The sequence below is a fragment of the Actinomadura sp. ATCC 39365 genome (assembly GCF_054392275.1).
Genome location: NZ_CP184335.1, coordinates 1492971 through 1515000, shown reverse-complemented (window position 1 = coordinate 1515000; position 22030 = coordinate 1492971). Strand labels below are relative to the sequence as shown.

General features: G+C 71.8%; 24 protein-coding genes, 1 pseudogene and 1 riboswitch. Of the genes and pseudogenes, 15 read left to right on the top strand and 10 right to left on the bottom strand.

The genetic code is table 11. The features are described from left to right. Positions 1 to 88: 88 nt before the first annotated feature. Both ACNF49_RS07810 and mgrA read left to right on the top strand, forming a co-directional pair. Entirely contained in the window at positions 89 to 2179 is a 2091-nt protein-coding gene (locus ACNF49_RS07810; protein ID WP_482943250.1) for a S9 family peptidase, read from the top strand. Next, complete coding sequence (gene mgrA, locus ACNF49_RS07805; protein WP_397166678.1) at positions 2176 to 3174, top strand: L-glyceraldehyde 3-phosphate reductase; 999 nt, start codon at positions 2176 to 2178, stop codon at positions 3172 to 3174. Before ACNF49_RS07810 ends, mgrA begins: the two co-directional genes overlap by 4 nt. A gap of 41 nt (positions 3175 to 3215) precedes the next feature. Here the strand turns inward: mgrA and ACNF49_RS07800 are convergent, their stop codons facing one another. Beyond that, positions 3216 to 5591, bottom strand: a complete 2376-nt coding sequence (locus tag ACNF49_RS07800; protein ID WP_357986778.1) for a lysylphosphatidylglycerol synthase transmembrane domain-containing protein — start codon at positions 5589 to 5591, stop codon at positions 3216 to 3218. A gap of 435 nt (positions 5592 to 6026) precedes the next feature. Between ACNF49_RS07800 and ACNF49_RS07795 the strand changes: the two genes are divergently transcribed. Beyond that, complete coding sequence (locus ACNF49_RS07795) at positions 6027 to 8039, top strand: molybdopterin-containing oxidoreductase family protein (RefSeq protein ID WP_498702262.1); 2013 nt, start codon at positions 6027 to 6029, stop codon at positions 8037 to 8039. Here ACNF49_RS07795 and ACNF49_RS07790 read toward each other — a convergent pair. Further along, entirely contained in the window at positions 8017 to 8778 is a 762-nt protein-coding gene (locus ACNF49_RS07790; protein ID WP_482943248.1) for an alpha/beta hydrolase, read from the bottom strand. The genes ACNF49_RS07795 and ACNF49_RS07790 overlap by 23 nt on opposite strands. A gap of 93 nt (positions 8779 to 8871) precedes the next feature. On the opposite strand from ACNF49_RS07790, the gene ACNF49_RS07785 reads away from it, so the two are divergent. Next, positions 8872 to 9423 (top strand): PadR family transcriptional regulator, encoded by a 552-nt coding sequence (locus ACNF49_RS07785; RefSeq protein WP_482943247.1) that lies wholly within the window; start codon positions 8872 to 8874, stop codon positions 9421 to 9423. Here the strand turns inward: ACNF49_RS07785 and ACNF49_RS07780 are convergent. Both ACNF49_RS07780 and ACNF49_RS07775 read right to left on the bottom strand, forming a co-directional pair. Continuing rightward, positions 9412 to 9882, bottom strand: coding sequence for a GNAT family N-acetyltransferase (locus tag ACNF49_RS07780; protein ID WP_498703800.1), 471 nt, complete (start codon positions 9880 to 9882; stop codon positions 9412 to 9414). The two genes, ACNF49_RS07785 and ACNF49_RS07780, sit on opposite strands and share 12 nt — an antisense overlap. Before the next feature lie 57 nt (positions 9883 to 9939). Further along, positions 9940 to 10047 (bottom strand): annotated as a pseudogene (locus ACNF49_RS07775) (GNAT family N-acetyltransferase); the annotation flags it as partial. 35 nt (positions 10048 to 10082) lie between these two features. On the opposite strand from ACNF49_RS07775, the gene ACNF49_RS07770 reads away from it, so the two are divergent. Continuing rightward, positions 10083 to 10235: a hypothetical protein gene (locus tag ACNF49_RS07770; protein ID WP_482943246.1), complete on the top strand. Its 153-nt coding sequence runs from the start codon at positions 10083 to 10085 to the stop codon at positions 10233 to 10235. Between the two features lie 179 nt (positions 10236 to 10414). Next, positions 10415 to 10864 carry a hypothetical protein gene (locus ACNF49_RS07765; RefSeq protein WP_357986793.1) on the top strand — a complete coding sequence of 150 codons (450 nt, stop codon included), beginning with the start codon at positions 10415 to 10417 and terminating at the stop codon, positions 10862 to 10864. Here ACNF49_RS07765 and ACNF49_RS07760 read toward each other — a convergent pair. The 4 genes from ACNF49_RS07760 to ACNF49_RS07745 form a co-directional block, all read right to left on the bottom strand. After that, on the bottom strand, positions 10830 to 11528 hold the full coding sequence (locus ACNF49_RS07760; protein ID WP_498702261.1) for a zinc-binding dehydrogenase: 699 nt from the start codon (positions 11526 to 11528) through the stop codon (positions 10830 to 10832). The two genes, ACNF49_RS07765 and ACNF49_RS07760, sit on opposite strands and share 35 nt — an antisense overlap. A gap of 82 nt (positions 11529 to 11610) precedes the next feature. Then, the gene (locus tag ACNF49_RS07755) at positions 11611 to 11994 is read right to left on the bottom strand and encodes a VOC family protein (RefSeq protein ID WP_357986799.1); all 384 of its coding nucleotides are present in this window, start codon (positions 11992 to 11994) and stop codon (positions 11611 to 11613) included. A 4-nt stretch (positions 11995 to 11998) separates the two neighbouring features. Further along, positions 11999 to 12319, bottom strand: coding sequence for a DMT family transporter (locus tag ACNF49_RS07750; RefSeq protein WP_352320519.1), 321 nt, complete (start codon positions 12317 to 12319; stop codon positions 11999 to 12001). Positions 12320 to 12352: 33 nt separating this feature from the next. Next, positions 12353 to 12413: riboswitch (guanidine-III (ykkC-III) riboswitch) on the bottom strand. Between the two features lie 23 nt (positions 12414 to 12436). Next, entirely contained in the window at positions 12437 to 13234 is a 798-nt protein-coding gene (locus ACNF49_RS07745) for a class I SAM-dependent methyltransferase (protein WP_357986805.1), read from the bottom strand. Between the two features lie 103 nt (positions 13235 to 13337). On the opposite strand from ACNF49_RS07745, the gene ACNF49_RS07740 reads away from it, so the two are divergent. From ACNF49_RS07740 to ACNF49_RS07725, 4 genes are all read left to right on the top strand, one after another. Continuing rightward, positions 13338 to 15143: an acyl-CoA dehydrogenase gene (locus ACNF49_RS07740; protein WP_482943244.1), complete on the top strand. Its 1806-nt coding sequence runs from the start codon at positions 13338 to 13340 to the stop codon at positions 15141 to 15143. Positions 15144 to 15203: 60 nt separating this feature from the next. Beyond that, positions 15204 to 15608 carry an MBL fold metallo-hydrolase gene (locus tag ACNF49_RS07735; protein ID WP_482943243.1) on the top strand — a complete coding sequence of 135 codons (405 nt, stop codon included), beginning with the start codon at positions 15204 to 15206 and terminating at the stop codon, positions 15606 to 15608. Next, positions 15584 to 16141: an MBL fold metallo-hydrolase gene (locus ACNF49_RS07730; RefSeq protein ID WP_482943242.1), complete on the top strand. Its 558-nt coding sequence runs from the start codon at positions 15584 to 15586 to the stop codon at positions 16139 to 16141. The genes ACNF49_RS07735 and ACNF49_RS07730 overlap by 25 nt, the downstream gene beginning before the upstream one ends. A gap of 71 nt (positions 16142 to 16212) precedes the next feature. Beyond that, positions 16213 to 16437, top strand: a complete 225-nt coding sequence (locus ACNF49_RS07725) for a hypothetical protein (RefSeq protein ID WP_352320513.1) — start codon at positions 16213 to 16215, stop codon at positions 16435 to 16437. A gap of 6 nt (positions 16438 to 16443) precedes the next feature. On the opposite strand, the gene ACNF49_RS07720 is transcribed toward ACNF49_RS07725, so the two are convergent. Further along, complete coding sequence (locus ACNF49_RS07720; protein ID WP_357986816.1) at positions 16444 to 16737, bottom strand: Dabb family protein; 294 nt, start codon at positions 16735 to 16737, stop codon at positions 16444 to 16446. 79 nt (positions 16738 to 16816) lie between these two features. On the opposite strand from ACNF49_RS07720, the gene ACNF49_RS07715 reads away from it, so the two are divergent. The 5 genes from ACNF49_RS07715 to ACNF49_RS07695 are packed head-to-tail and all read left to right on the top strand — an operon-like array spanning position 16817 to position 20532. Then, positions 16817 to 17548 (top strand): NUDIX hydrolase, encoded by a 732-nt coding sequence (locus tag ACNF49_RS07715; RefSeq protein WP_482943241.1) that lies wholly within the window; start codon positions 16817 to 16819, stop codon positions 17546 to 17548. Next, positions 17545 to 18399: a molecular chaperone DnaJ gene (locus ACNF49_RS07710; RefSeq protein ID WP_357986822.1), complete on the top strand. Its 855-nt coding sequence runs from the start codon at positions 17545 to 17547 to the stop codon at positions 18397 to 18399. Before ACNF49_RS07715 ends, ACNF49_RS07710 begins: the two co-directional genes overlap by 4 nt. An 11-nt stretch (positions 18400 to 18410) precedes the next feature. Further along, positions 18411 to 19364, top strand: a complete 954-nt coding sequence (locus ACNF49_RS07705) for a hypothetical protein (protein ID WP_482943240.1) — start codon at positions 18411 to 18413, stop codon at positions 19362 to 19364. Further along, positions 19361 to 19585 carry an adenylosuccinate synthetase gene (locus ACNF49_RS07700; RefSeq protein WP_482943239.1) on the top strand — a complete coding sequence of 75 codons (225 nt, stop codon included), beginning with the start codon at positions 19361 to 19363 and terminating at the stop codon, positions 19583 to 19585. The genes ACNF49_RS07705 and ACNF49_RS07700 overlap by 4 nt, the downstream gene beginning before the upstream one ends. Then, positions 19585 to 20532: an adenylosuccinate synthetase gene (locus tag ACNF49_RS07695; RefSeq protein ID WP_482943238.1), complete on the top strand. Its 948-nt coding sequence runs from the start codon at positions 19585 to 19587 to the stop codon at positions 20530 to 20532. Before ACNF49_RS07700 ends, ACNF49_RS07695 begins: the two co-directional genes overlap by 1 nt. A gap of 41 nt (positions 20533 to 20573) precedes the next feature. Here ACNF49_RS07695 and ACNF49_RS07690 read toward each other — a convergent pair whose 3' ends face one another. After that, on the bottom strand, positions 20574 to 22019 hold the full coding sequence (locus ACNF49_RS07690) for a dihydrolipoamide acetyltransferase family protein (RefSeq protein ID WP_482943237.1): 1446 nt from the start codon (positions 22017 to 22019) through the stop codon (positions 20574 to 20576). Positions 22020 to 22030 lie beyond the last annotated feature (11 nt).

Below are 22030 nucleotides of genomic sequence, written 5' to 3'. Positions count from 1 at the left end.
AAAGATTAGCAGCGCTCCCGACCACTCGGGACGCGTTCGCCGGCTCTCCCGGCCACAGAACGATCACGGCCGAACATAGACTCCCCCCGTGAGCAGCAACACGCCGCCAGTGGCGAAGAAGGTACCGACTGAGCGCATCCATCACGGCGACACGTTCATCGACGAGTACGCCTGGCTAAGCAACAAGGACGACCCGGACACAACGGCGTACCTGGAGGCAGAGAACGACTTTCTCAAAGAGCACACCGCGCATCTCGCCGCGCTCCAGGAGCAGGTCTTCCAGGAGATCAAGGGGCGCACCCAGGAGACCGACCTGTCGGTGCCGAGCCGCAAGGGGGCGTGGTGGTACTTCACGCGTACCGAGGAGGGCAAGCAGTACGCGGTGTCCTGCCGGGTGCCGGCCGACAGTGACGCGCCGCCGCAGATCACCCCGGGCGAGCGCCTCGAGCGCGAGCAGGTCGTGCTCGACGGCAACGAGCTCGCCGGCGACAGCGCGTTCTTCTCCGTCGGCACCAGCGCCGTCACGCCCGACGGGACGATGCTGGCCTACTCCACCGACTACAAGGGCGACGAGCGCTTCACGCTGAGGTTCAGGAACCTCGAGACGGGCGAGGTGCTGACCGACGAGATCAAGGACATCTTCTACGGCGGCGCCTGGTCGGCCGACGGCTCGGCGTTCTTCTACACGCGCGTGGACGACGCCTGGCGTCCCTACCGGGTCTACCGGCACACCCTCGGGACGGAAGAGGACGTCCTGGTCTACGAGGAGACCGACGAGCGCTACTGGGTGGGCATCGGGCTGACCCGCAGCGAGCGGTACCTCGTGCTGGGCGCGGGCAGCAAGATCACCAGCGAGGTGCGCATCCTCGACGCCTCCGACCCCACCGGCGAGTTCCAGGTCGTCAGGCCCAGGAAGACCGGCGTGGAGTACGGCGTCGAGCACGCGGGCGACTTCTTCTACGTCCTGCACAACGAGAACGCCGAGAACTTCGAGCTGGCCACGGCCCCCATCGACGAGCCCGGCTCCTGGACCCCGCTGATCGGGCACCGCGAGGACACCAGGCTGCTGGAGATCGACGCCTTCTCCGACCACGCCGTCGTGCACTTCCGCCGTGACGGCCTGACCGGCCTGCGGGTGCTGCCCTACAGCGCCGCGGGCGCGGGCTGGCGCGAGCGCATCGAGGCCGCCGAGCGGAACGCGTACGAGATCGACTTCCCCGAGCCCCTGTACGACGTCGGCCCGGCGGGCAACCCCGAGTTCACGACGACGCGGCTCCGGCTGGCGTACACGAGCATGGTGACGCCGCCGAGCGTCTACGACTACGAGCTGGACTCGCACGAGCTGATCCTGCTCAAGCAGCGTCCGGTGCTGGGCGGCTACGACGCGGGCGACTACGAGCAGTTCCGGGAGTGGGCGACGGCCGAGGACGGCACGCGCGTGCCGATCTCGATCGTCAAGCGCAAGGACACCACGACGCCGGCCCCGACCCTGCTCTACGGCTACGGCAGCTACGAGACCTCGATCGACCCCGGGTTCTCGGTTCCCCGGCTGTCGCTGCTCGACCGCGGGTTCGTCTTCGCCATCGCGCACGTCAGGGGCGGCGGCGAGATGGGCCGTCACTGGTACGAGGACGGCAAGCTGACCAGGAAGCGGAACACGTTCACCGACTTCGTGGCGGCGGCCAGGCAGCTGAAGGCGAGCGGCTGGAGCGGGCGGATCGTCGCGCGCGGCGGCTCGGCGGGCGGGCTGCTGATGGGCGCGGTGACGAACCTGGCTCCCGAGGAGTTCGCGGGGGTGGTGGCCGAGGTGCCGTTCGTGGACGCGCTCAACACGATCCTCGACCCGTCGTTGCCGCTGACGGTGATCGAATGGGACGAGTGGGGCGACCCGCTGCACAACCCGGACGTCTACGCGTACATGAAGAGTTATTCGCCGTACGAGAACGTGGACGGCAGGGTGTACCCGCCGATCCTGGCGATCACCAGCCTGAACGACACGCGGGTGCTGTACCACGAGCCGGCCAAGTGGATCGCGCGGCTACGGGCGACCGCGTCCGGCGGGCCGTTCCTGCTGAAGACGGAGATGGGCGCGGGGCACGGCGGGCGCAGCGGCCGGTACGACGCCTGGCGCGAGGAGGCGTTCGCGCTGTCCTGGATCATCGAGAGGGGGACGGCGTGAGCTTCGTGGCCGATGAGCGGCGTTACGAGCGTCAGCCGTACAACCGCAGCGGGCGCAGCGGGCTGCGGTTGCCGGCGGTGTCGCTGGGGTTGTGGCACAACTTCGGCGACGACCGGCCGATCGAGAACTCGCGGGCGGTGCTGCGGCGCGCGTTCGACCTCGGGGTGACGCATTTCGACCTGGCCAACAACTACGGCGTGCCGTACGGGTCGGCGGAGCGGAACTTCGGGCGGATCCTTCGGGAGGACTTCGCGGCGTACCGGGACGAGCTGGTCATCTCGACCAAGGCCGGGTACGACATGTGGCCGGGGCCGTACGGGGAGTGGGGGTCGCGCAAGTACGTGCTGGCCAGCCTCGACCAGTCGCTCGCCCGCATGGGCCTGGAGTACGTGGACGTGTTCTACAGCCACCGTCCGGACCCGGAGACGCCGCTGGAGGAGACGATGGGGGCGCTGGACCGGGCGGTGCGCTCGGGCAAGGCGCTCTACGCGGGCGTCTCCAACTACTCGGCCGAGCAGACCGCGCAGGCCGCGCGGATCATGCGCGAGCTGGGCACGCCGCTGCTCATCCACCAGCCGTCGTACTCGATGATCAACCGGTGGATCGAGGACGACGGGCTGCTCGACGTGCTGGAGGAGGCGGGCATGGGCTGCATCGTGTACTCGCCGCTGGCGCAGGGGCTGCTCACCGACCGCTACCTGGAGGGCGTGCCCGAGGGCTCGCGGGCGGCGACGAGCCGGTTCCTGAGCGCCGAGCAGATCGACCGGGACCTGGCGCGCGACCTCAACGAGATCGCCAGGGGCCGGGGTCAGACGCTGGCCCAGATGGCTCTGTCGTGGACGCTGCGCGACCCGCGGGTGACCAGCGTGCTGATCGGGGCGAGCAGTGTCCGGCAGCTGGAGGACAACGTGGCGTGCGTGGACGGCCCGGTCTTCACCGAGAGCGAGCTGGCGGCGATCGACAAGATCACCGAGCCGGTCACGTCGGCCCGCTGATCACCCGCGGCGCACGGGGCCCCGTGCCGCCCGAGGGCGGTTCACAGGGCCTCGTGCCGCTGGAGGTAGGTGAAGGCGGCCCAGCCCGGCAGCACCGGCAGCCAGAACGTGAGCAGCCGGTGCAGCAGCACGGCCGAGGCCGCCAGGTCCCATTCGAGGCCGGCCGCGACCAGGCCGAGGGTGAGCGCGTACTCGACGGCGCCGAGGCCGCCCGGGGTGGGGGCGGCCGAGCCGATGGCGTTGGCCGTGAGGTAGACGACGGCGACGGCGGTGAAGCTCAGCTCGCCGCCGAACGCCGCGACGCAGGCGTCGAGGCAGGCCACGAACGCGATCGTGATCATGAGCGTGCCGAAGGCGGCCTCGATCATCTTGGCCGGCGACTGGAGCACGTCGAGCAGGCGGGGCAGCACGTTCGAGAACAGCCTGCGCATCCGCACGGTCACGAGCCTGCGCAGCGGCGGCACGCCGAGCACCACCGCGACCAGCAGCGCGATGGCGAGCATCGCCACGACCAGGCCGCGTGAGGGGGTGAAGGAGGTGGCGGCGTCGGAGCCGGTGATGTAGGCGAACAGCAGCAGCAGGGCGATGTGGAAGACCAGCATGATGAGCTGCGAGGCGCCCACGCTGGCCACCGCGAGCGCCGGCGCGATGCCGCGTTTCTGCAGGTAGCGGGTGTTGATCGCGACGCCGCCGACCGCGGCGGGCGCGACCAGCTTGACGAACGACGACGCGAACTGCACCAGGACGGTGCGCCACAGCGGCAGGCGTTCCGGGACGAACCCGCGCAGCATGAGGGCGGCGGCGACGAAGCTGGTGAACGAGGCGATCAGCGCCAGGCCGGACCACGCCCAGTTGGCGGTGGTCGCCACCTTGTAGAGGTCGACCTTGCTGAGCTGGGACAGCACGACGTAGGCGGCGACCGTGCTGGCGATGATCGTGATCAGGGTGCGCGGGCGGAAGCGCTCCAGGCGTACCTCTTCGACCTTGCCCTGGGGCTTGAGGGCGACGATGTGGTCGCGCAGGCCCGTGAGCACGTTCTTGGCCTTGGACAGGGCCGAGCGGGTCTCCCTGGTCAGGGCGATGCGCTGGAGCAGCGGCATGGCGGCGGCGAGGGCGTCGGGGCCCATCACGGCGGCGGCGGCCCGGACCGAGCGCTCGGCGCCGACGCGCAGCGCCAGGTAGGTGAGGAGCTGGGCGATGTCGAGCCGGAGCAGCAGGTCGCCGGCGGCGATCTCGCCGCTGCGGGCGTCGGTCAGCACGACCCGGCCCGCGCGGTCGAGGTGGATGCTGTCGCCGGTGAGCCGCCGGTGTGCCAGCCGCTGGATCTGCAGCAGCTCGACCTGCTCCCAGATCTGGGCGAGCAGGGCGTCGTCGATCTCGGCGTCGGGCACCTCGTCGAGCGGGCGGGTCTCGATGTGCTCGTAGGCGAGCAGGGCGGCCTCGGTGCCGATCTCGCTGGTGCCGAGCAGGCGCGGCGTGCTGGCGCCGGCGGCCTGGGCCGCGTACGCCATCAGGGCCTCGCGTTCCAGCTCGGCCCGGAGCGAGCGGATGGCCCGGCGCCTGGTCTCGGAGTTGAGCCTGATGCGCCGCCACAGCCGGTACGGCAGCCCGGCCACCTGGCGGTCGCGGTCGAGGACGGTGACGTCGAGGCTGGTGCCGTCCTTGAGGCCGATGGCGTAGCGGCGGCTGCCCTGGTGGTCGTCCTCGATGCGGCGGGCGGAGACGGGCGAGAAGGACAGCTTGCGCAGCGCGGCGACCACGGCGCTGCCGGGCGGGCGGGTGTTGGGGCTGCCGACGCCGTAGAGGGTGGCGTAGCCGATGGCCATGCCGACCAGGACGGTCACGATGGCGCTGGGCAGGGTGATCTGCCTGCCGGAGAAGTAGGTGAGGATGTAGAGGGCGATCGAGGTCCACATGAGCATGCGCCACGTGGGGCGGCGGGCGATGCGCACCGCGGTGGTGTAGGCGATCACCGAGGTGAGCAGCGTGTTCAGCGGCTCGATCGCGCGGTCGCCGGTGAGCAGGATGCGCAGGTCGGTCAGGCTGCTGGCCTCGATCCACTGGCCGAGCAGGAACGACCCGGCCATGCCGATGATGGCCGCGATCAGCCCTTCGGCGACGCGCAGGCCGTCGCGGTGGAAGACCCGCTCGACGGCGAACGCGGCGGGCACGATCAGCACGGCGGCGCTGCCGATGAAGGCCGCGACCCGGCTGAGCAGCGGGACCATCTCGGCGCCGACCTTGACGTCCTGCTCCAGGCCGTTGAGCGTCTGCTTGGCGACGAGGGCGAGCAGGATCACCGCCGCGAGCACCGTCAGCGTCGCGAAGAAGCGCAACAGGTCGGACGGCCGCCGCAACCGCTGGGGAAGGAGCGGCTCGACTACGTAGACGCCGCCGTCGGCGCGTGGCTCGGCCACGGCTGGATCCCCCTCCGCGAGGTCCTCCGTGTCATCGTCTCGTTCCCTGATTTCGGCCACCGACAGTGATTCTGCACCTTCCCGGCCGGACCGTACGATCTCTGTTCTCCAGTGTCCTCGTTCGCCGCTCCGGCGCGCGCATCGGGTACGGACCCGACCAGCATTGACCTGCCCGCGTGTCTGGCATGTTCACTCTCGCGATGCCGGTGCCGGCCTTCGTCGCCCCCGACGCCCGGCGCACACAGGAAAAACCGCGCGGCCGGGCGGCCCGGTCACGACGCGTCGGCCGAGTACGTCGCGGCCAGGCTGCGCGAGGCAGGGTACACGGTGGAACTCCAACCGTTCACCTTTGAGTTCTTATCCGAGGTCGGCTCGGCGATGTCGCGGGCGCGGACGGTCGCCCGCCACGGCTGCCTCTCGACGTAGGCTGTGCGCATGTCGGGTGATTTGAGGGTTTTGGGGGCATGTCCGCTTGACTGCCCGGACACCTGCTCCTGGGTCGTGACCGTGCGGGACGGGCAGGCCGTCAAGATGCGCGGCAACCCCGACCACCCCTACACCCGCGGCGCGCTGTGCGTGAAGGTCAACCGGTACCTGGAGCACACGCAGGCGGACGACCGCATCCTGTACCCGATGCGGCGCACCGGGCCGAAGGGGTCGGGGCAGTTCGAGCGGATCACCTGGGACGAGGCGCTCGACGAGATCTCGGCGCGGCTGCGGACCATCGTGGACGAGCACGGCGGCCAGGCGATCTGGCCGTACCTGGGCACCGGGTCGCTGGGGTACCTCCAGGGCTGCGAGGGCGTGGCGGGCCGCCGGTTCTGGAACGTGCTGGGGGCGTCCAAGCACTGGCTGAACATCTGCTCGGCGGCCGGCAGCAGCGGGCTGATGAAGGCCAACGGCACCGCGGGCGGCATGGACCCGGAGAACTTCGCCCAGGCCAGGCTGATCCTGCTCTGGGGCACGAACACGCTGACCAGCGGCCACCACCTGTGGAAGTTCATCCAGGACGCCCGCGCGGACGGCGCGTACGTGGTCGCCATCGACCCCATCCGCACCAGGACCGCCGACCAGGCCGACCAGCACCTGGCGATCAGGCCGGGCACGGACGCCGCGCTCGCGCTCGGGCTGCTCAACGTCGTGCTGGCGGAGAACGCCCAGGACGAGGAGTTCCTGGCCGAGCACACCGAGGGCTGGGAGGACTTCCGCAAGGAGATCCTGGAGTACCCGGTGGAGCGGGTGGCGGAGATCACCGGCATCCCAGCCGAGGACGTCCACAGCCTGGGGATGCGCCTGGCCCACACCCGGCCGACCGCGATCCGCGCCACCATGGGCATCCAGCGGCACGCCGGCGGCGGCACCGCGATGCGCACGATCGCCGCGATCCCCGGCGTGACGGGCGACTGGCGGCATCCGGGCGGCGGTGTGGCGTACTCGACGAGCGGTCACGTGCGCGTGACCGTCGACACCCGCGACGACCTGCTGGCCAAGCCGGTGCGCACGCTGGTCATGACCAAGCTCGGCTCCCAGCTCGACGACGTGAAATGCCTGTGGGTGTACGCCGCCAACCCGCTCGGCTCGACCCCCGACGCCAACACGATCAGGCGGCAGCTCGCCCGCGAGGACCTGTTCACGGTCGTCATGGAGCAGTTCCCGACCGACACCGTGGACTACGCCGACATCGTGCTGCCCGCGACCATGCAGACCGAGCACATGGACCTGCACGCCGGGTACGGCCACATGTACCTGCTGTGGAACGAGCCCGCCGTGCCGCCGCCCGGCGAGTGCCTGTCCACGACCGAGACCTTCCGTCGGCTGGCCGCGCACATGGGGCTGACCGAGCCGTCCCTCTACGACTCCGACCTGGAGCTGGCCGAGTCGCTGCTGTCGGGCGGGCACCCGTCGCTCGAAGGCGTCACGCTGGACCGGCTGCGCAAGGAGGGGTGGGTGCGGATGAACTACCCCAAGCCGTTCGCGCCGTTCGCCGAGGGCTTCCCGACGCCTTCCGGGCGGCTGCGCTTCCCGCCCGCCGGGAAGGCGTACGTGCCCTCGCACACGGCGGTCGCCGACCGGTCGGCGTACCCGCTGACGCTGGTCACGCCGGCCTCGCACACGTTCCTGAACACGATCTTCGCCAACAATCCGGAGCTGCGGCGGCGGGCCAAGGGCCCGGCCGTGCTGGTGAACCCGGCCGACGCGGCCGCCCGCGGGCTGGTGGCCGGGCAGCGCGTACGGGTGCACAACGACGGCGGCGAGTTCCTGGCCGACGTGGAGATCAGCGACCGGGTCGCGCCCGGCGTGGTGGCCTCGCTCAAGGGCCGGTGGCCCAAGCTGACCCCGGGCGGTGCGAACGCCAACGCGGTCGTGGCCGAGCGGGACGGCGACATGGGCAGGGGGCCCGCCTTCCACGACAACCTGGTCGAGATCAGCCCTTGTGCCGGTCCATGAACGCCACGACCGTGTCGAGCACCTTGGCGGCGTGAGGGCTGCCGAACAGGGCCGAGGCGTGCAGCGACTCGCCGGGGATGACCAGCACCTGGTTGTCCGGGGCCTTGGTCGCGGCGGCCTCGGCCTCGCGCATCGACCCGGCGCCGCCGTAGGAGTCGTGCTCGGAGCCGATCTGCAGCAGCGGCACGGTGAGCGCGGCGGCGTCGCCCTTGTCGATCTCGCCTGACAGGGCGACGACGCCGGCCACCTCGGCGCCCAGCCGTTCGGCCGCCGGGACCGAGGCCGTGGCGCCGATCGAGCCGCCGACCAGGAACAGCCGCTCGACGCCCTTCTCCTTGGCCAGGCGCTTGCCCATGGCGACCGCGCCGTCCTCGGGGAGGAGGCCGGCGTCCCTGGCGTACAGCAGGACGCGGTAGCCGGCGGCGACCAGGCGGTCCGACAGCGGGCGCCAGGAGCACACGGTGCCGCGGCGCTCGTAGGTGATCACCACGCCCACCGGGCCGTCGCCGGCGATCACGCCGGGCAGGCCGCGGACGTGGGTGAAGATCTTGCCGTCCTGCTCGGTGAAGCAGCCCGAGACGTTGGGGCCGGTGGGCGGCGCGCTCTGGGTGGGCGCGCTCGTGGCGGGGGCCGTCTCCGTGGTGGAGGCGGGGGACTCGGCGGCCGTCGTACGGACGGCGGTGGTGCCGGTGCCGACCGTGCCCCCGCAGCCGGTCAGCCCCATGGTGAGGAGTGCCATCCATCCGACGATCTTTCGCATGGCCGCCGCGCCCTTCTCCCGACTATGTCTGAACTGACATAGTGCCGCAAGCACCATATCCTTGGACCCACCATGACCTCAACGCTCGGATACGCGATCCTGGCCGTGCTGGCGCGCGGCGATCGCACCGGATACGACCTCGCGGCGGCCATGCGGCGGCCGGTCGGCTACTTCTGGACGGCCGGCCACAGCCAGATCCACGCCGAGCTGCAGAAACTGCGGGCGGCCGGGCTGGTCGGGTTCGAGAGCGCGCACGGGCCGGGGCCGCAGGCCAAGAAGGTCTACCACCTGACCGCCGAGGGCCTGGCGGCACTGCGGGCATGGGTCACCGAGCCGCCGCGCGAGCGGCCGGAGCGCGACGAGCTGGTGCTGAAGACGTACGCGGCGTGGCTGGCCGAGCCGGAGTCGCTGCGGCGGCTGTTCGCCGACCAGCTCGCCGCGCACGAGGAGCGGCTGGCCGACTACGAACGGCAGGAGGCGTCGTTCGGCGGGCGGCCGGCCTTCGGCGACCCGGGGTTCGGCGGCTACGCGACGCTGCGCTGCGGGCTGAGCTACGAGCGGCACCGGGCCGAGTGGTGCCGCTGGATGCTGACCCAGCTCGCCGACGGCGGGTCAGCTGAGTGAGAGCTTGTAGCCCTCGTGGGAGGCGGTGAAGCCGAGCGCGTCGTAGAAGCGGTGGGCGTCGGTACGCGACTTGTCGGAGGTGAGCTGGACGACGGCGCACCCCCTGGCCCGCGCCCGGTCGATGGCCCACTGGATCATCTTGCCGCCGAGCCCCTGGCCGCGCGTCGAGGCGGCCACCCTGACGGCCTCGATCTGGCACCGCTCGGAGCCCAGCCGCGACAGCCCGGCCAGGTACGTGAGCTGCATCGTGCCGACCACCTCGCCCTCCCGCTCGGCCACGATGAGCTCGTCGTGCGGGTTGGCCTCGATGCGGTCGAAGGCCATCAGGTAGCGGGTGTCGTCGGGGGCTCCCTCGCGGGCGGCGCCGAGCGGGTCGTCGGCCAGCAGCCGGACGATGGCCGGGACGTCCTCCTTGCGGGCCTGCCGGAACAGCAGGGAAAGCACGTAGTGGGACTCCATCAGGGACGGGTTGGAGGGCAGGGCCATGACCTTGCCGCTGCGGACGAAGCCCTTGGCCCCGTAGAGCGCGCGGGCGGCGTGGTTGCGGTCGACGGCCCAGAGCTGCACCTGCTCGGCCCCGGCCGAACGGGCCCACTCGACGGACCGGTCGACCAGCCGGGAGGCGAGCCCGCGTCCCCCTGGCCTCGGGGGCGACCCACATGGACAGCAGGTGGGCGCCGGACTCCTCCAGGAGCATGCACACCAAGCCGACGTCGCCCAGGCCGTCGCCCTCGGCCACCCACCAGCTCGAGTGCGGATTCTTCAGCCGCTCGGCCCAGTCCGCGGCGGAGAACCCGGCCTCGCGCGCGTAGGAGGAGCCGAACGCGTCCGGTGACTCCTGGAGCGCACGCAGCCGGACGTCCTTCAGCCGCTCCCCGTCGTCCGGCCCCAACTGCACAATGGCGATTTCCGTCATATGGGAATCATGTCAGGGACAGGTCAGGGTCCGTCCCCGATGCCTCCTGGGGGCCCGCGGCGGCACCATGAGGACATGAACGAAATCAGTAGACGCGATGAAGTCTCACTGTCCGCGGCGGCCCTGCGGGGCGCCCCTTGGAAGACCGCCGCCATCGGCGGCGCCGTGGTGTCGGCCGCCAGCTTCGGGATGGGCGCGCTCACCGGCGACGGCGACCTGGTGTGGGCCCTGGGCCTCGGCATCAGCCTGTTCGCGCTGATCGCCGCGATCGGCTCGGTCGCCAAGCCGAACGAGGGCGACCGCGTCACCCGCCAGGCCCGGCTGTGGTCGTTGCGGCACCCGTGGAAGTTCGCGCTCCTGCCCGCCGCGATCACGGCGGTGCTCGACTACCCGGTGCAGCTCGTGCTCGACGACGAGGGCGTGTTCGGCTCGGCCGTGCAGGCGATGTGGCACGGCGCGCTGGTCTACCTGATCGCCGCGATCCTGACCCTCACGATGAAGGGACGAGCACGATCTTCCCAGTGACCCGCCGCTCCAGCAGGTCGTCCATGGCCCGGCCCGCCTCCGCCAGCGGCCTGACCTCCGGCGCCGCCGGGACGATGCCCGGCATCGTCAGCAGACCTTCGAGCACGGCCCGGTTCTCCGCCGCGTGGCTCATCGACCACGCGCCCCAGTCGACGCCCACCACCGCCCGGTTACGCAGCAGCACCTGGTTGGCCGGCAGCCTCGCGATCGCGCCCGAGGCGAACCCGACGACCAGGAGCCGCCCGCCCTCGCGCAGCCCGCGAAGGGCCTGCTCGGACAGCTCGCCGCCGACCGGGTCGACGGCCACGTCCACGGCCCAGGCCCTGGCCGCTTCCTTCAGCCCGTCGTAGCCGATCACGTCGTCGGCTCCCGCCCGCCGGGCGCGCTCCCTCTTCTCGCCGGTGGACGCCGCCGCCAGCACGACGGCGCCGAGCGCCTTGGCGACCTGGACCATGGCCAGCCCCACACCGCCGCCCGCCCCGAGCACGAGCACCCGCTCGCCGGGAAGCAGCCGGCCGCGCTCGCTGAGCGCGTACATGGCGGTGCAGTAGCTCTGCGGGAACGCCGCCGCCGCGAGCACGTCGAAGCCCTCGGGCAGCGGTACGGCCTGCGCCCGGTGCACCAGCACCCGCGTGGCGAAGCCGCCCAGCCCGGTGATCGCCACCACCCTGCCGCCGTCGGGCAACCGCCCGGCCGGTGCAGACGACGGCCCTCACGCTCATGGGGCCAGCTTCACCGACAGAACATCATTCCGGCAAGGCCTTCTCGGCCTCGCTCCGGCACACGCAGAACTCGTTCCCCTCGGGGTCGAGCATGGTCACCCAGCCCGTGCCGTCGGGCCTGCGCTGGTCCTGGAAGACGGTCGCGCCGAGGCCGAGCAGCCGCTCGACCTCCTCGTCACGCGTACGGCCCTCGGTGCCGTTGACGTCGAAATGCACCCGGTTCTTGCCGGCCTTGGCCTCGGGCACCCGGATGAACAGCAGGAACGGGCCCTGCGGCGTACGCAGCATCACCTCGTCGGCGCCCGGCTTGTCACCCTCGCCCAACGGCCACCCGGTGGCCTGGCTCCACCAGTTCGCGATCTCGTAGGGGTCGGTGGCGTCGACGGTGATGGCATGGATCTCAATCATCGCACTAGTGTCCACCAGCCAGATTGAGCCCCACGACACCGGCCAGGATGAGCGCGATCGAGGTCAGGCGCAGCGGCGACACGTCGTCGCCCATGGCGACCATGCCGAGGATCGCGGTGCCGACGGCTCCGATGCCGGTCCACACGGCGTACGCGGTGCCGACCTCCAGGGACTTGAGCGCGTAGGCGAGCAGCCCGAAGCTCAGGGCGGCCGTGGCCAGGAAGGACAGGGTCCACCACAGGTTGCTGAGGCCGTTGCTGAGCTTGAGCGACAGTGCCATGGCCACCTCGAACAGGCCGGCCAGCACGATGAGGATCCACGCCATGATCAGTACTCCTGAGGACGAGACGTACAGGTACGTGCGTCGTCTTGGCATTCCGGGTACGGCGCGTCTCGTCCGGGAGCAGTCAGCTCAATTCGTACAACGGCTCAGAGAAACGGATCATTCCCACCAGACGGTGACCCACCGGTCGCGCGGCACCGGCCACATGCCCAGCTCGACGGCGGTCTCGGCCACCTCCTCCACCCTGGACGGGTCGAGGCACACCCGGCGGCAGGCGCTCTCGGCCAGCTCCTCGACGGTCGTGAAACGTTCCAGGGGCGCCTCCCGCTCCTCCACGCGCACGGGGAAGCCCAGCGCCGCGGCCAAGGCCACGCAGTCTTCCGCGATGGGCCGGACCGGGCGGTCGACGCCGTGGAAGTGCTGCCAGAGCGGCGTCATCCAGCTCATGGGATGACGGTGCGACAGTTCGAGCACCACCCGGCCGCGGGTGCGGCGGTCGAGCGCCTGGAGGAACTCCGCCAGGTCGGGCACGTTGTAGACCACGTGCGCGGCGACGGACACGTCGGCCACCGGCACCTGGTCGGCCACGTCGGGCCAGCGCCCCTCGACGGTGGTGGCGGGCACGCCGAGGTTCATCGCCCTGACCTTCAGGCCCTCCAGCATGGGCGCGGACGTGTCGACCGCGTAGAGGTGGCCGATGCGCTCGCGCAGCGGCAGTGAGGCGGCGCCGGGGCCCGAGCCGACGTCGAGCAGCGTGCCCTTGTCGGGCAGCGCCTCGGCGAGCCGGGTCATGGTCGGGCCGTCGTCGGGCTCGGCCAGCGCCCGGTCGGTCCGCGTGGCGAACCGGGCCGGTGAATGGCTCCACGGATCGGCCGGAGCCTTGGCCAGGATCTCCTCGGGGATGGCCCAGGATTCCAGTCGCTCCCGCCATCTGGTGGCGAGTTCTTCGGCGTCCATGGAGTCGAGCATGCCACGCATGGGCGGGGTTACCCGCGGGTAGCATTGCAGGTAAGGTTACTGGCCAGTACATGAAGACCTCGGTTCAAGGAGATCTGCACCCATGGGCCACTACAAGAGCAACGTGCGTGACCTGGAATTCAACCTCTTCGAGGTGTTCGGTCGACGCGAGATCCTCGGCACCGGGCCCTTCGGCGAAGTGGACGAGGACGTCGCGCGGAGCATCCTGGACGAGGTCAACAGGCTGGCGACCGGCGTGCTCGCCGACTCCTTCGAGGAGGGCGACCGCACCCCGCCGGTGTTCGACCCCGCGACGAGCTCGGTGACCGTCCCGGCCGGCGTCAAGAAGTCGTTCAAGGCGCTGATGGACGGCGGCTGGGCGCACCTCGACCTGCCCGCCGAGCTGGGCGGCCCCGGCATCCCGCGCACCCTCGCCTGGGCGACGGCCGAGATGGTGCTCGGCTCGAACCCGGCCCTGTACATGTACGCCGCCGGCCCCAACTTCGCCTACACCCTGTGGAAGCTGGGCACGCCGGAGCAGAAGCGCTTCGCCGAGCTGGCCATCGAGAAGAACTGGGGCGCCACCATGGTGCTCACCGAGCCGGACGCGGGCTCGGACGTCGGCGCCGGCCGGGCCAGGGCGGTCCAGCAGCCCGACGGCACCTGGCACATCGAGGGCGTCAAGCGCTTCATCACCAGCGCCGAGCACGACATGGCCGACAACATCTTCCACCTGGTCCTGGCCCGTCCCGAGGGCCACGGTCCCGGCACCAAGGGCCTGTCGATGTTCCTGGTGCCCAAGTTCCACGTGGACCTGGAGACCGGCGAGCTGGGCGAGCGCAACGGCGCCTACGTCACCAACGTCGAGAAGAAGATGGGCCTGAAGGTCTCCACGACCTGCGAGCTCACCTTCGGCGACAAGCACCCGGCGATCGGCTGGCTGGTCGGCGACGTGCACGAGGGCATCAAGCAGATGTTCATGGTGATCGAGCACGCCCGCATGATGGTCGGCACCAAGGCCATCGCCACGCTCTCCACCGGCTACCTGAACGCCCTCGACTACGCCAAGTCCCGCTACCAGGGCGCGGACCTGACCAAGATGGCCGACAAGTCCGCCCCCCGGGTGACCATCACCCACCACCCGGACGTGCGCCGCGAGCTGATGCTGCAGAAGTCGTACGCCGAGGGCATGCGCGCCCTGGTCCTCTACACGGCCACCTTCCAGGACGCCCTCCTGATCGACCCGGCGGACCGGCACGCGGAGGCCATGAACGACCTGCTGCTGCCCCTGGTCAAGGGCGTCGGCTCCGAGCGCTCGTACGAGCTGCTGGCCCGCTCGCTGCAGACGCTGGGCGGCTCGGGCTACCTGCAGGACTACCCGATCGAGCAGTACATCCGCGACGCCAAGATCGACTCCCTGTACGAGGGCACCACCGCGATCCAGGGCCTCGACCTGTTCTTCAGGAAGATCCTGCGCAACCAGGGCGCCGCGGTGGGCGCGCTGCTCGCCGAGATCAACGAGTTCGCCGCCTCCGAGGCGGGCAACGGCCGGCTCAAGGAGGAGCGCAAGCTGCTCGCCGAGGCCGCCGCCGAGGTCAAGGTCATGGGCGACACCATGGCCGGCTGGGCGCTCGGCTCGCTGGAGAAGCCGGAGGAGGTCTACAAGGTCGGCCTGAACAGCACCCGGTTCCTGCTCTCGCTGGGCGACCTGGTGATCGGCTGGCTGCTGCTGCGCCAGGCCGAGGTGGCCCTGGCCCGGCTGGCGGAGTCGGAGGACCCGTTCTACCAGGGCAAGGTGGCCGCGGCGTCGTTCTTCGCCACGACCGTGCTGCCGAGGCTGGCGGCCGAGCGGCGCGTCCTCGCCGCCACCGGCCAGGACCTCATGGAGCTTCCCGAAGAGGCCTTCTGAGCCACTGCTGGTGACGCCCGTTCCCGCTCCGGGAGCGGGCGTCGCTGTTAGGTTCCGGGCATGAGCTCTTCACCTCATGACCACCCCCTGCCCCCGCCGCGCGTCGAAGAGGTCTCCGAGGGCGTCTACGCCTACGTCCAGCCCGACGGGAGCTGGTGGATCAACAACACCGGCTTCCTGGCCGGGCGGCGCGGCGTGATCTGCGTGGACGCCTGCTCGACCGAGCGCCGCACCCGCGACCTGCGGGCGGCCGTCGGCAAGGTCAGCGGCGGGCCGATCACCACGCTGGTCAACACCCACCACCACGGCGACCACACCTTCGGCAACTGGCTGTTCCCCGAGGCCACGATCGTCGGGCACGAGGGCGTCCGCGCCCAGATCCTGGCCGACGGGGTCCCGGCGTACCGGGGGCCTGGTCGCCGGAGGTGGTGTGGGGAGCGATGGAGGTCGCGCCGCCGTTCCTGACGTACACCGAGGGGGTCACCCTCTACTCCGACGACCTGCGCTGCGAGGTGCGGCACGTCGGGCCGGCCGCGCACACGACCAACGACTCGATCGTCTGGATCCCGGAGCGGCGGGTGCTGTTCTCCGGCGACCTGGTCTTCAACGGCGGCACGCCGTTCGTCCTGATGGGCTCGGTGGCCGGGACGATCGCCGCCCTGGACACGCTCAGGGAGCTGGGCGCGGAGACGGTCGTCCCCGGGCACGGCGAGGTGTGCGGGCCGGAGGTCTACGACCGGGTCGAGGGCTACCTGCGGTTCGTCCAGGAGACCGCCCGGCGGGGCCACGCGGCCGGCATGACGCCCCTGGAGGCGGCGCGGGAGACCGACCTCGGCGAGTGGGGCGCGCTGCTCGACCACGAACGCCTCGTGGGCAACCTGCACCGGGCCTACGCCGAGCTGGACGGCCGCCCGCCCGGCGCGCCGATCGACGTCGGCGCGGCCGTGGAGGACATGATCGCCTACAACGGCGGACGGCCACTGTCCTGTCTCGCCTGACGCGGCGGGGGTGTGGTCACCGATACCCGGGTATGACCGTGGGCACATCTCGCCTTTGCCTGGAGGTCGTCATGGGTGTCGGGGTCAGCATCTTCTTCCTCACGCTCGGCGCCATCCTGCGGTTCGCCATCGAACCCGACGTGTTCGGCCAGAGCGTGCACATGGACATCATCGGCGTCATCTTCATGATCGTCGGAGGCGTCGGCGTCGTGCTCAGCATCGTGCTCGCGCCCCGGCGCGGGCGCACCTCCGAGGACCGGCTGATGCACCGCGAGAACCACCCGCCCGAGTTCTAGAGGGTTCTAGAGGCTGAGCTGCACGGCGGCGCGCGTCGCCAGGATCGGCTTGATGTACTCCGCGATCACGGCCTGGTGCCGGGGATGATCGCGGTAGATCACGAAGTCGTCCACGCTGTCGAGGTCGGCGACCACGGCGAACTCGTGGTTGCCCTGGGTGATGCCGGCGTCGGGCCCCACCGTGTACGCCCGTAGCTGCGGGATCTCGCCCGGCAGCTTGCGCAGCTCGGTCGCGACCGCGGCCTTCTGCTCGTCGGTGGCGTCGTCGGCCCATGTGAACAGCACAATGTGACGGATCATGCGCCAACCCTATCGACACACACCCGTCAGCAGAGTTATTCTCAGATCGAGATTGACTCGAACTGAGAAGGACTTGGGGATGGAAGAGTTCCTGGCCGGCTACAACCCCCGGCTCTACGCGCCGGTCGCGGTCACCGTCGACGTGGTGGCGCTGACCATCCGCGACCGGCGGCTGCACGTCCTGATCGTCGAGCGCGGCGTGGAGCCGTACGCGGGCCGCTGGGCCCTGCCCGGCGGTTTCATCAAGCCGGACGAGGACCTGGCCGAGGCGGCGGTGCGCGAGCTGGCCGAGGAGACCGGCTTGGCCACCCGCCCGGCGCACATCGAGCAGCTCGCCAGCTACGGCGGCCCCGGCCGTGACCCCCGCATGCGGGTGGTGTCGATCTCCTACCTCGCCTTCGCCCCCGACCTGCCCGACCCCCAGCCCGGCACGGACGCCGCCGCGGCCGTCTGGCACCCGGTCGACGACGTGCCGCCGCTCGCCTTCGACCACGCCCGCATCCTGGCCGACGGCGTCGAGCGGGCCCGGTCGAAGCTGGAGTACACGCCGCTGGCCACCGCCTTCGCCGGCGCCGAGTTCACCGTCTCCGAGCTGCGGCTGATCTACGAGACCGTGTGGGGCACGCCGCTGCACGCGGGCAACTTCCACCGCAAGATCCTGTCCGTCCCCGGATTCGTCGAGAGCACCGGCCAGACCACCGAGACCGGCGGCCCCAGGGGCGGGCCGCGGGCCAGGCTCTACCGCGCGGGCGACGCCCGGCTGCTCCATCCCGCGCTGCTGCGGCCCGCACGGGAGGAGGAGGTGCGATGAACACCGAGCGGGCGGCGGCGATCGTCATGGGGGCGCGATCGGCCCAGGAGCTCTTCGCCGGCGGGTCCGCGGCCGGCGTCTACCGGCGGCTGGCCAGGGCGCTGCATCCCGACCTCGCGCCGGGCGGCGAGGAGGCGTTCAAGCGGCTGGTCGCGCTCTGGGAGACCTACCACCGGGGTCAGCGGGTCGGCGACTTCCTGGTCGGGCCGCCGCTGCACAAGGGCGGCACCGCCGTGCTCTACCCGGCCGGGCGCGGCGCCGAGCGCGACTCGCTGCTCAAGGTGGCCCGCGACCCGGCCGCCGACCGGCTGCTGGTCCGCGAGGCCGCCGCGCTGCGGAAGATCGCCGCGGACGGCGACCCGCGCTTCCTGCCGTACGTCCCCCGCCTCGTCGCGAGTTTCCGCTACCGCGGCGGCGAGGTGGTCCGGCAGGCGAACGTGGTCAGCCGGGCGCCCGCCGGGTTCGTCACCCTCGAACGCGCCGGCACCGGCCTCGACCCCCGCGACGTGGCCTGGATCTGGCGGCGGCTGCTCGTGGCCGCCGGGCTCGCCCACCGGGCCGGCGTCGCGCACGGCGCCGTGCTCCCCCGCCACGTCCTCATCCATCCCCTCGACCACGGGCTCGTGCTGGTCGACTGGTGCCACGGCGACCGGCTCGACGAGCGCGCCGACATCGCCGCCCTGACCCGGTGCGTCGAACGCCTGCTGGGCGAGTGCCCGCGCCGGATGCGCGCCTTCGTCCGCGGCTGTCTGCTGCGCCCGCCGTCCGACGCGTGGGAGCTGCTGCGCGAGCTCGACGACCTGCTCGACGATCTCTACGGGCCCCGTACGTACCGTCCGCTCCACCTTTGAGGGAGGCTGCCATGGGCAGCGGAATCTGGTCCACGAACGTCTACGACTCCGCCGCGCGCTACCGCGCGGCCACCGGCTCCAGCGCCTTCGCCTACAGCGACGGCGGAGCCCGGCGCGTCCACCCCGACCTCGACCCCTTCGGCGTGACGCGGGAGAGCCGCGACTCGGCCGAGCACCCCGACTCGCTGGCCATCGCCGTGCTCTTCGACGTGACCGGCTCGATGCGCGCGGTCCCCCGCACGCTGCAGACCCGCCTGCCGGACCTGCTCGGGCTGCTGCTGCGCAAGGGGTACGCCACCGACCCGCAGATCATGTTCGGCGCGATCGGCGACGCCACCTGCGACCGGGCGCCGCTGCAGGTCGGCCAGTTCGAGTCCGACAACCGCATGGACGACCAGCTCGGCCTGATCCTGCTGGAGGGCGGCGGCGGCGGGCAGAAGCGCGAGTCCTACGAGCTGGCCATGTACTTCATGGCCAGGCACACCTCCATCGACTGCCACGAGAAGCGCGGCAAGCGCGGCTACCTGTTCGTCATCGGCGACGAGATGCCCTACCAGCGGGTGTCCAGGAACCACGTCAAGGACCTCGTCGGCGACCGGCTGACCGCGCCGCTCGGGGTGGCCGACGTCGTGGCCGAGCTGACCCGCAAGTACGACGTCTACTTCATCCTCCCGCAGGGAGCCAGCTACGCCGGCGACCCCGAGGTGCTGGACTCCTGGCGCCGCCTGCTCGGCCAGAACGTGCTGGAGCTGGACGACCTCGACGCCGTGTGCGAGACGATCGCGCTCACCGTCGGGCTCGGCGAGGACGCGATCGACCTGGACGAGGGCCTTGAGGACCTGGCCGAGCTGGGCTCGACGGCCGGCGCGTCGGTGTCGCGGGCCCTGGCCAGGCTCGACCGCGGCACGGTGGTCACCGCCGAGCCGCTCGACGGGCTGGACGGGCTCGGCGGGCTGCGGGCGTGAACGAGCACCTCGTCGTCGTCGACCTCGGGTACGGCGACGCCGGCAAGGGCACGGTCGTGGACTGGGCATGCGCCACGCTGCCCGTCCACGCCGTGGTCCGGTTCAACGGCGGCGCCCGGGCGGGGCACAACGTCGTCCTGGACGACGGGCGGCATCACACGTTCGCGCAGTTCGGCGCCGGGACGTTCCGGGGGTTCGCACGCATCTCTCGCGGTTCGTAGTGGTCGATCCGCTGGCGTTGTCGGCCGAGGCGGAGCACCTGGCGCGGCTCGGCGTGCCCGACCCCTTCGGGCTGCTCACGGTGGACCGGGACTGCCTCCTGGCGACGCCGTACCACGTCGAGGCCGGGCGCAGGCGGGAGCTGGCGCGCGGGGATGCGCGGCACGGGTCCTGCGGGATGGGCGTCGGGGAGACGATGGCGTACCACCTGGAGCACGGCGCGCTCGCGCCCCGGGCGGGCGACTCGCCGCGCGAGCTGACGCGCAAGCTGACCGTGCTGCGGGAGGCGCTGGGGGTCGAGGGGCCGCCGGTGGCCGACTGCGTGGCCGTCTACCGGGCGTTCGCCGAGCGCGTGCGGCTGGTGGACTCGTCGTACACCGCCGGGCTGGTCAGGCGGGGGCCGGTGGTGTTCGAGGGGGCGCAGGGCGTGCTGCTGGACGAGCGGTGGGGGTTCGACCCGTACACGACGTGGAGCACGACGACCTTCGCCAACGCGCTGGAGCTGCTGGAGGGGGCGGGGGCGGCGCGGCTCGGGGTGTTGCGGACCTACACCACCCGACACGGCCCCGGCCCGCTGGTGACCGAGGACCCCGGCCTGGAGCTGCCCGAGCCGCACAACGTGACCGGCCCGTGGCAGGGAGCCTTCCGCCGCGGGCACTTCGACGCGGTCGCCCACCGGTACGCGGCCGAGGCGGCCGGCGGCGTGGACGGTCTCGCGCTCACCCACCTCGACGCGGACGTCTCCCGCATGTGCGTGCGCTACGACCGGCCCGTCACGTTCGCCGAGCCGGACCGTACGGCCCGGCTGCTACGGGCCGCGCCGGTCTACGAGGACGGTGTATCAGACTGGCCCGCGGCGGTCTCTCATGTCGTGGGCGCGCCCGTGTGGCTGGAGTCGTACGGCCCCCGCGCGCGGGACAAGAAGGCGCCCTGGCCGAGCCTGCGGTGACCGCCGGGGAGAGGGGTCCTCCCGGCGGTCGCCGCCTGGCTTCAGCCCCAGGCCAGCATGCGGAGCGGGTCCTCCAGCATCGCGCCGACGTCGCGCAGGAACATCGAGCCCAGCTCGCCGTCGACGATCCGGTGGTCGAAGCTGAGCGCGAGGGTGGTCACCTTGCGCACCGCCAGCTCGCCGTTCACCACCCACGGCATGTCCCTGACCTGGCCGAAGGCCAGGATGGCCGACTCGCCCGGGTTGAGGATGGGGGTGCCGGCGTCGACGCCGAACACACCCACGTTGGTGATGGTGATCGTCCCGCCCGCCATCTCGGCCGGCTGGGTGCGGCCGGCCCTGGCCGTCTCCGCCAGCGCGCCCAGCTGCCTGGCCAGCTCGGGGAGCGGGAGGGCGTGGGCGTCCTTGATGTTGGGCACCACGAGGCCGCGCGGCGTGGCGGCGGCGATGCCCAGGTTGACGTAGTGCTTGACCACGATCTCCTGGGCCGCCTCGTCCCAGGACGAGTTGATCATCGGGTAGCGCCTGACCCCGGTGAGCAGGGCCCGGCAGACCAGGAGCAGCGGGGAGACCTTGACCTCGGCGAAGTCGGGCAGGGCCCGCAGCCGCCTGACCGCCTCCATGGTCTCCGTCACGTCCACCTGGAGGAACTCGGTGACGTGAGGGGCCGTGAAGGCGCTGGCCACCATCGCCTGGGCGGTCATCTTGCGCACGCCCTTGACCGGGACGCGCTCCTCCCGCCGCTGGGGCTGCCCCTGCTGGACGGGCTCGGGCGCCGCCTGGAGGCCGCCCTGCGCGGCGGCGTGCACGTCGTCGCGGGTGATGGACCCCTGGGGGCCGGTGCCGGTGAGCGTGGCGAGGTCGACGCCCAGGTCCTTGGCCAGCTTGCGGACCGGCGGCTTGGCCAGCACGGCCACGCGGCCCGGACCGACGGGCGCGACGACGGGCGGCGGCCCGGCCGGCTCGGCCGGGCGGGCCGTCGGGGCCGGGCCGGGGACCTCCACGCGGGCCGGGTTGGCCACGGGCGCGGCCGCGATCGGCTCCGCCGGCTGCTTGCGGGGACGGCGCTTGGAGGCGCCGGTCTTGACGCCGTAGCCCACCAGGACCGCCTGCCGCTCCTCCTTGGGCGCGGGGCTGCCGTGGGCGCCGGGCTCGACGGCGCCCTCCTCCGGCGGCTTGGGGACCATGTCGTCGGCCAGCGCCTTGAGGCCCTGGTCAGCGGGTCCCTGGCCTGCGCCGCCCGCCTCGCCGCCGGTGTCCACGGAGACGATCGGCGTGCCGACGTCGACCGTGCGGCCCTCCTCGACCAGCACGCCCGCGACCACGCCGTCCCAGGGGATCGGCAGCTCGACGATGGACTTGGCGGTCTCGATCTCCACCACGATCTGGTTGACCTTGACCTCGTCGCCCGGCCGCACGTGCCAGCGGACGATCTCGGCCTCGGTCAGCCCCTCCCCGACGTCGGGAAGCTTGAACTCGCGTCGCATGAAGCACGTCC

What these genes read in the sequence shown, in the direction of transcription:
- ACNF49_RS07705 (WP_482943240.1), top strand. Translation starts at nt 18,411, where the DNA reads ATGGGCAGCGGAATCTGGTCCACGAACGTCTACGACTCCGCCGCGCGC.
- ACNF49_RS07755 (WP_357986799.1), bottom strand. Translation starts at nt 11,994, where the DNA reads ATGATTGAGATCCATGCCATCACCGTCGACGCCACCGACCCCTACGAG.
- ACNF49_RS07730 (WP_482943242.1), top strand. Translation starts at nt 15,584, where the DNA reads ATGGAGGTCGCGCCGCCGTTCCTGACGTACACCGAGGGGGTCACCCTC.
- ACNF49_RS07750 (WP_352320519.1), bottom strand. Translation starts at nt 12,319, where the DNA reads ATGGCGTGGATCCTCATCGTGCTGGCCGGCCTGTTCGAGGTGGCCATG.
- ACNF49_RS07740 (WP_482943244.1), top strand. Translation starts at nt 13,338, where the DNA reads ATGGGCCACTACAAGAGCAACGTGCGTGACCTGGAATTCAACCTCTTC.
- ACNF49_RS07765 (WP_357986793.1), top strand. Translation starts at nt 10,415, where the DNA reads ATGAACGAAATCAGTAGACGCGATGAAGTCTCACTGTCCGCGGCGGCC.
- ACNF49_RS07710 (WP_357986822.1), top strand. Translation starts at nt 17,545, where the DNA reads ATGAACACCGAGCGGGCGGCGGCGATCGTCATGGGGGCGCGATCGGCC.
- ACNF49_RS07785 (WP_482943247.1), top strand. Translation starts at nt 8,872, where the DNA reads ATGACCTCAACGCTCGGATACGCGATCCTGGCCGTGCTGGCGCGCGGC.
- ACNF49_RS07795 (WP_498702262.1), top strand. Translation starts at nt 6,027, where the DNA reads ATGTCGGGTGATTTGAGGGTTTTGGGGGCATGTCCGCTTGACTGCCCG.
- ACNF49_RS07735 (WP_482943243.1), top strand. Translation starts at nt 15,204, where the DNA reads ATGAGCTCTTCACCTCATGACCACCCCCTGCCCCCGCCGCGCGTCGAA.
- ACNF49_RS07780 (WP_498703800.1), bottom strand. Translation starts at nt 9,882, where the DNA reads ATGGAGTCCCACTACGTGCTTTCCCTGCTGTTCCGGCAGGCCCGCAAG.
- ACNF49_RS07745 (WP_357986805.1), bottom strand. Translation starts at nt 13,234, where the DNA reads ATGGACGCCGAAGAACTCGCCACCAGATGGCGGGAGCGACTGGAATCC.
- ACNF49_RS07720 (WP_357986816.1), bottom strand. Translation starts at nt 16,737, where the DNA reads ATGATCCGTCACATTGTGCTGTTCACATGGGCCGACGACGCCACCGAC.
- ACNF49_RS07770 (WP_482943246.1), top strand. Translation starts at nt 10,083, where the DNA reads ATGGACAGCAGGTGGGCGCCGGACTCCTCCAGGAGCATGCACACCAAG.
- ACNF49_RS07715 (WP_482943241.1), top strand. Translation starts at nt 16,817, where the DNA reads ATGGAAGAGTTCCTGGCCGGCTACAACCCCCGGCTCTACGCGCCGGTC.
- ACNF49_RS07690 (WP_482943237.1), bottom strand. Translation starts at nt 22,019, where the DNA reads ATGCGACGCGAGTTCAAGCTTCCCGACGTCGGGGAGGGGCTGACCGAG.
- ACNF49_RS07725 (WP_352320513.1), top strand. Translation starts at nt 16,213, where the DNA reads ATGGGTGTCGGGGTCAGCATCTTCTTCCTCACGCTCGGCGCCATCCTG.
- ACNF49_RS07790 (WP_482943248.1), bottom strand. Translation starts at nt 8,778, where the DNA reads ATGGCACTCCTCACCATGGGGCTGACCGGCTGCGGGGGCACGGTCGGC.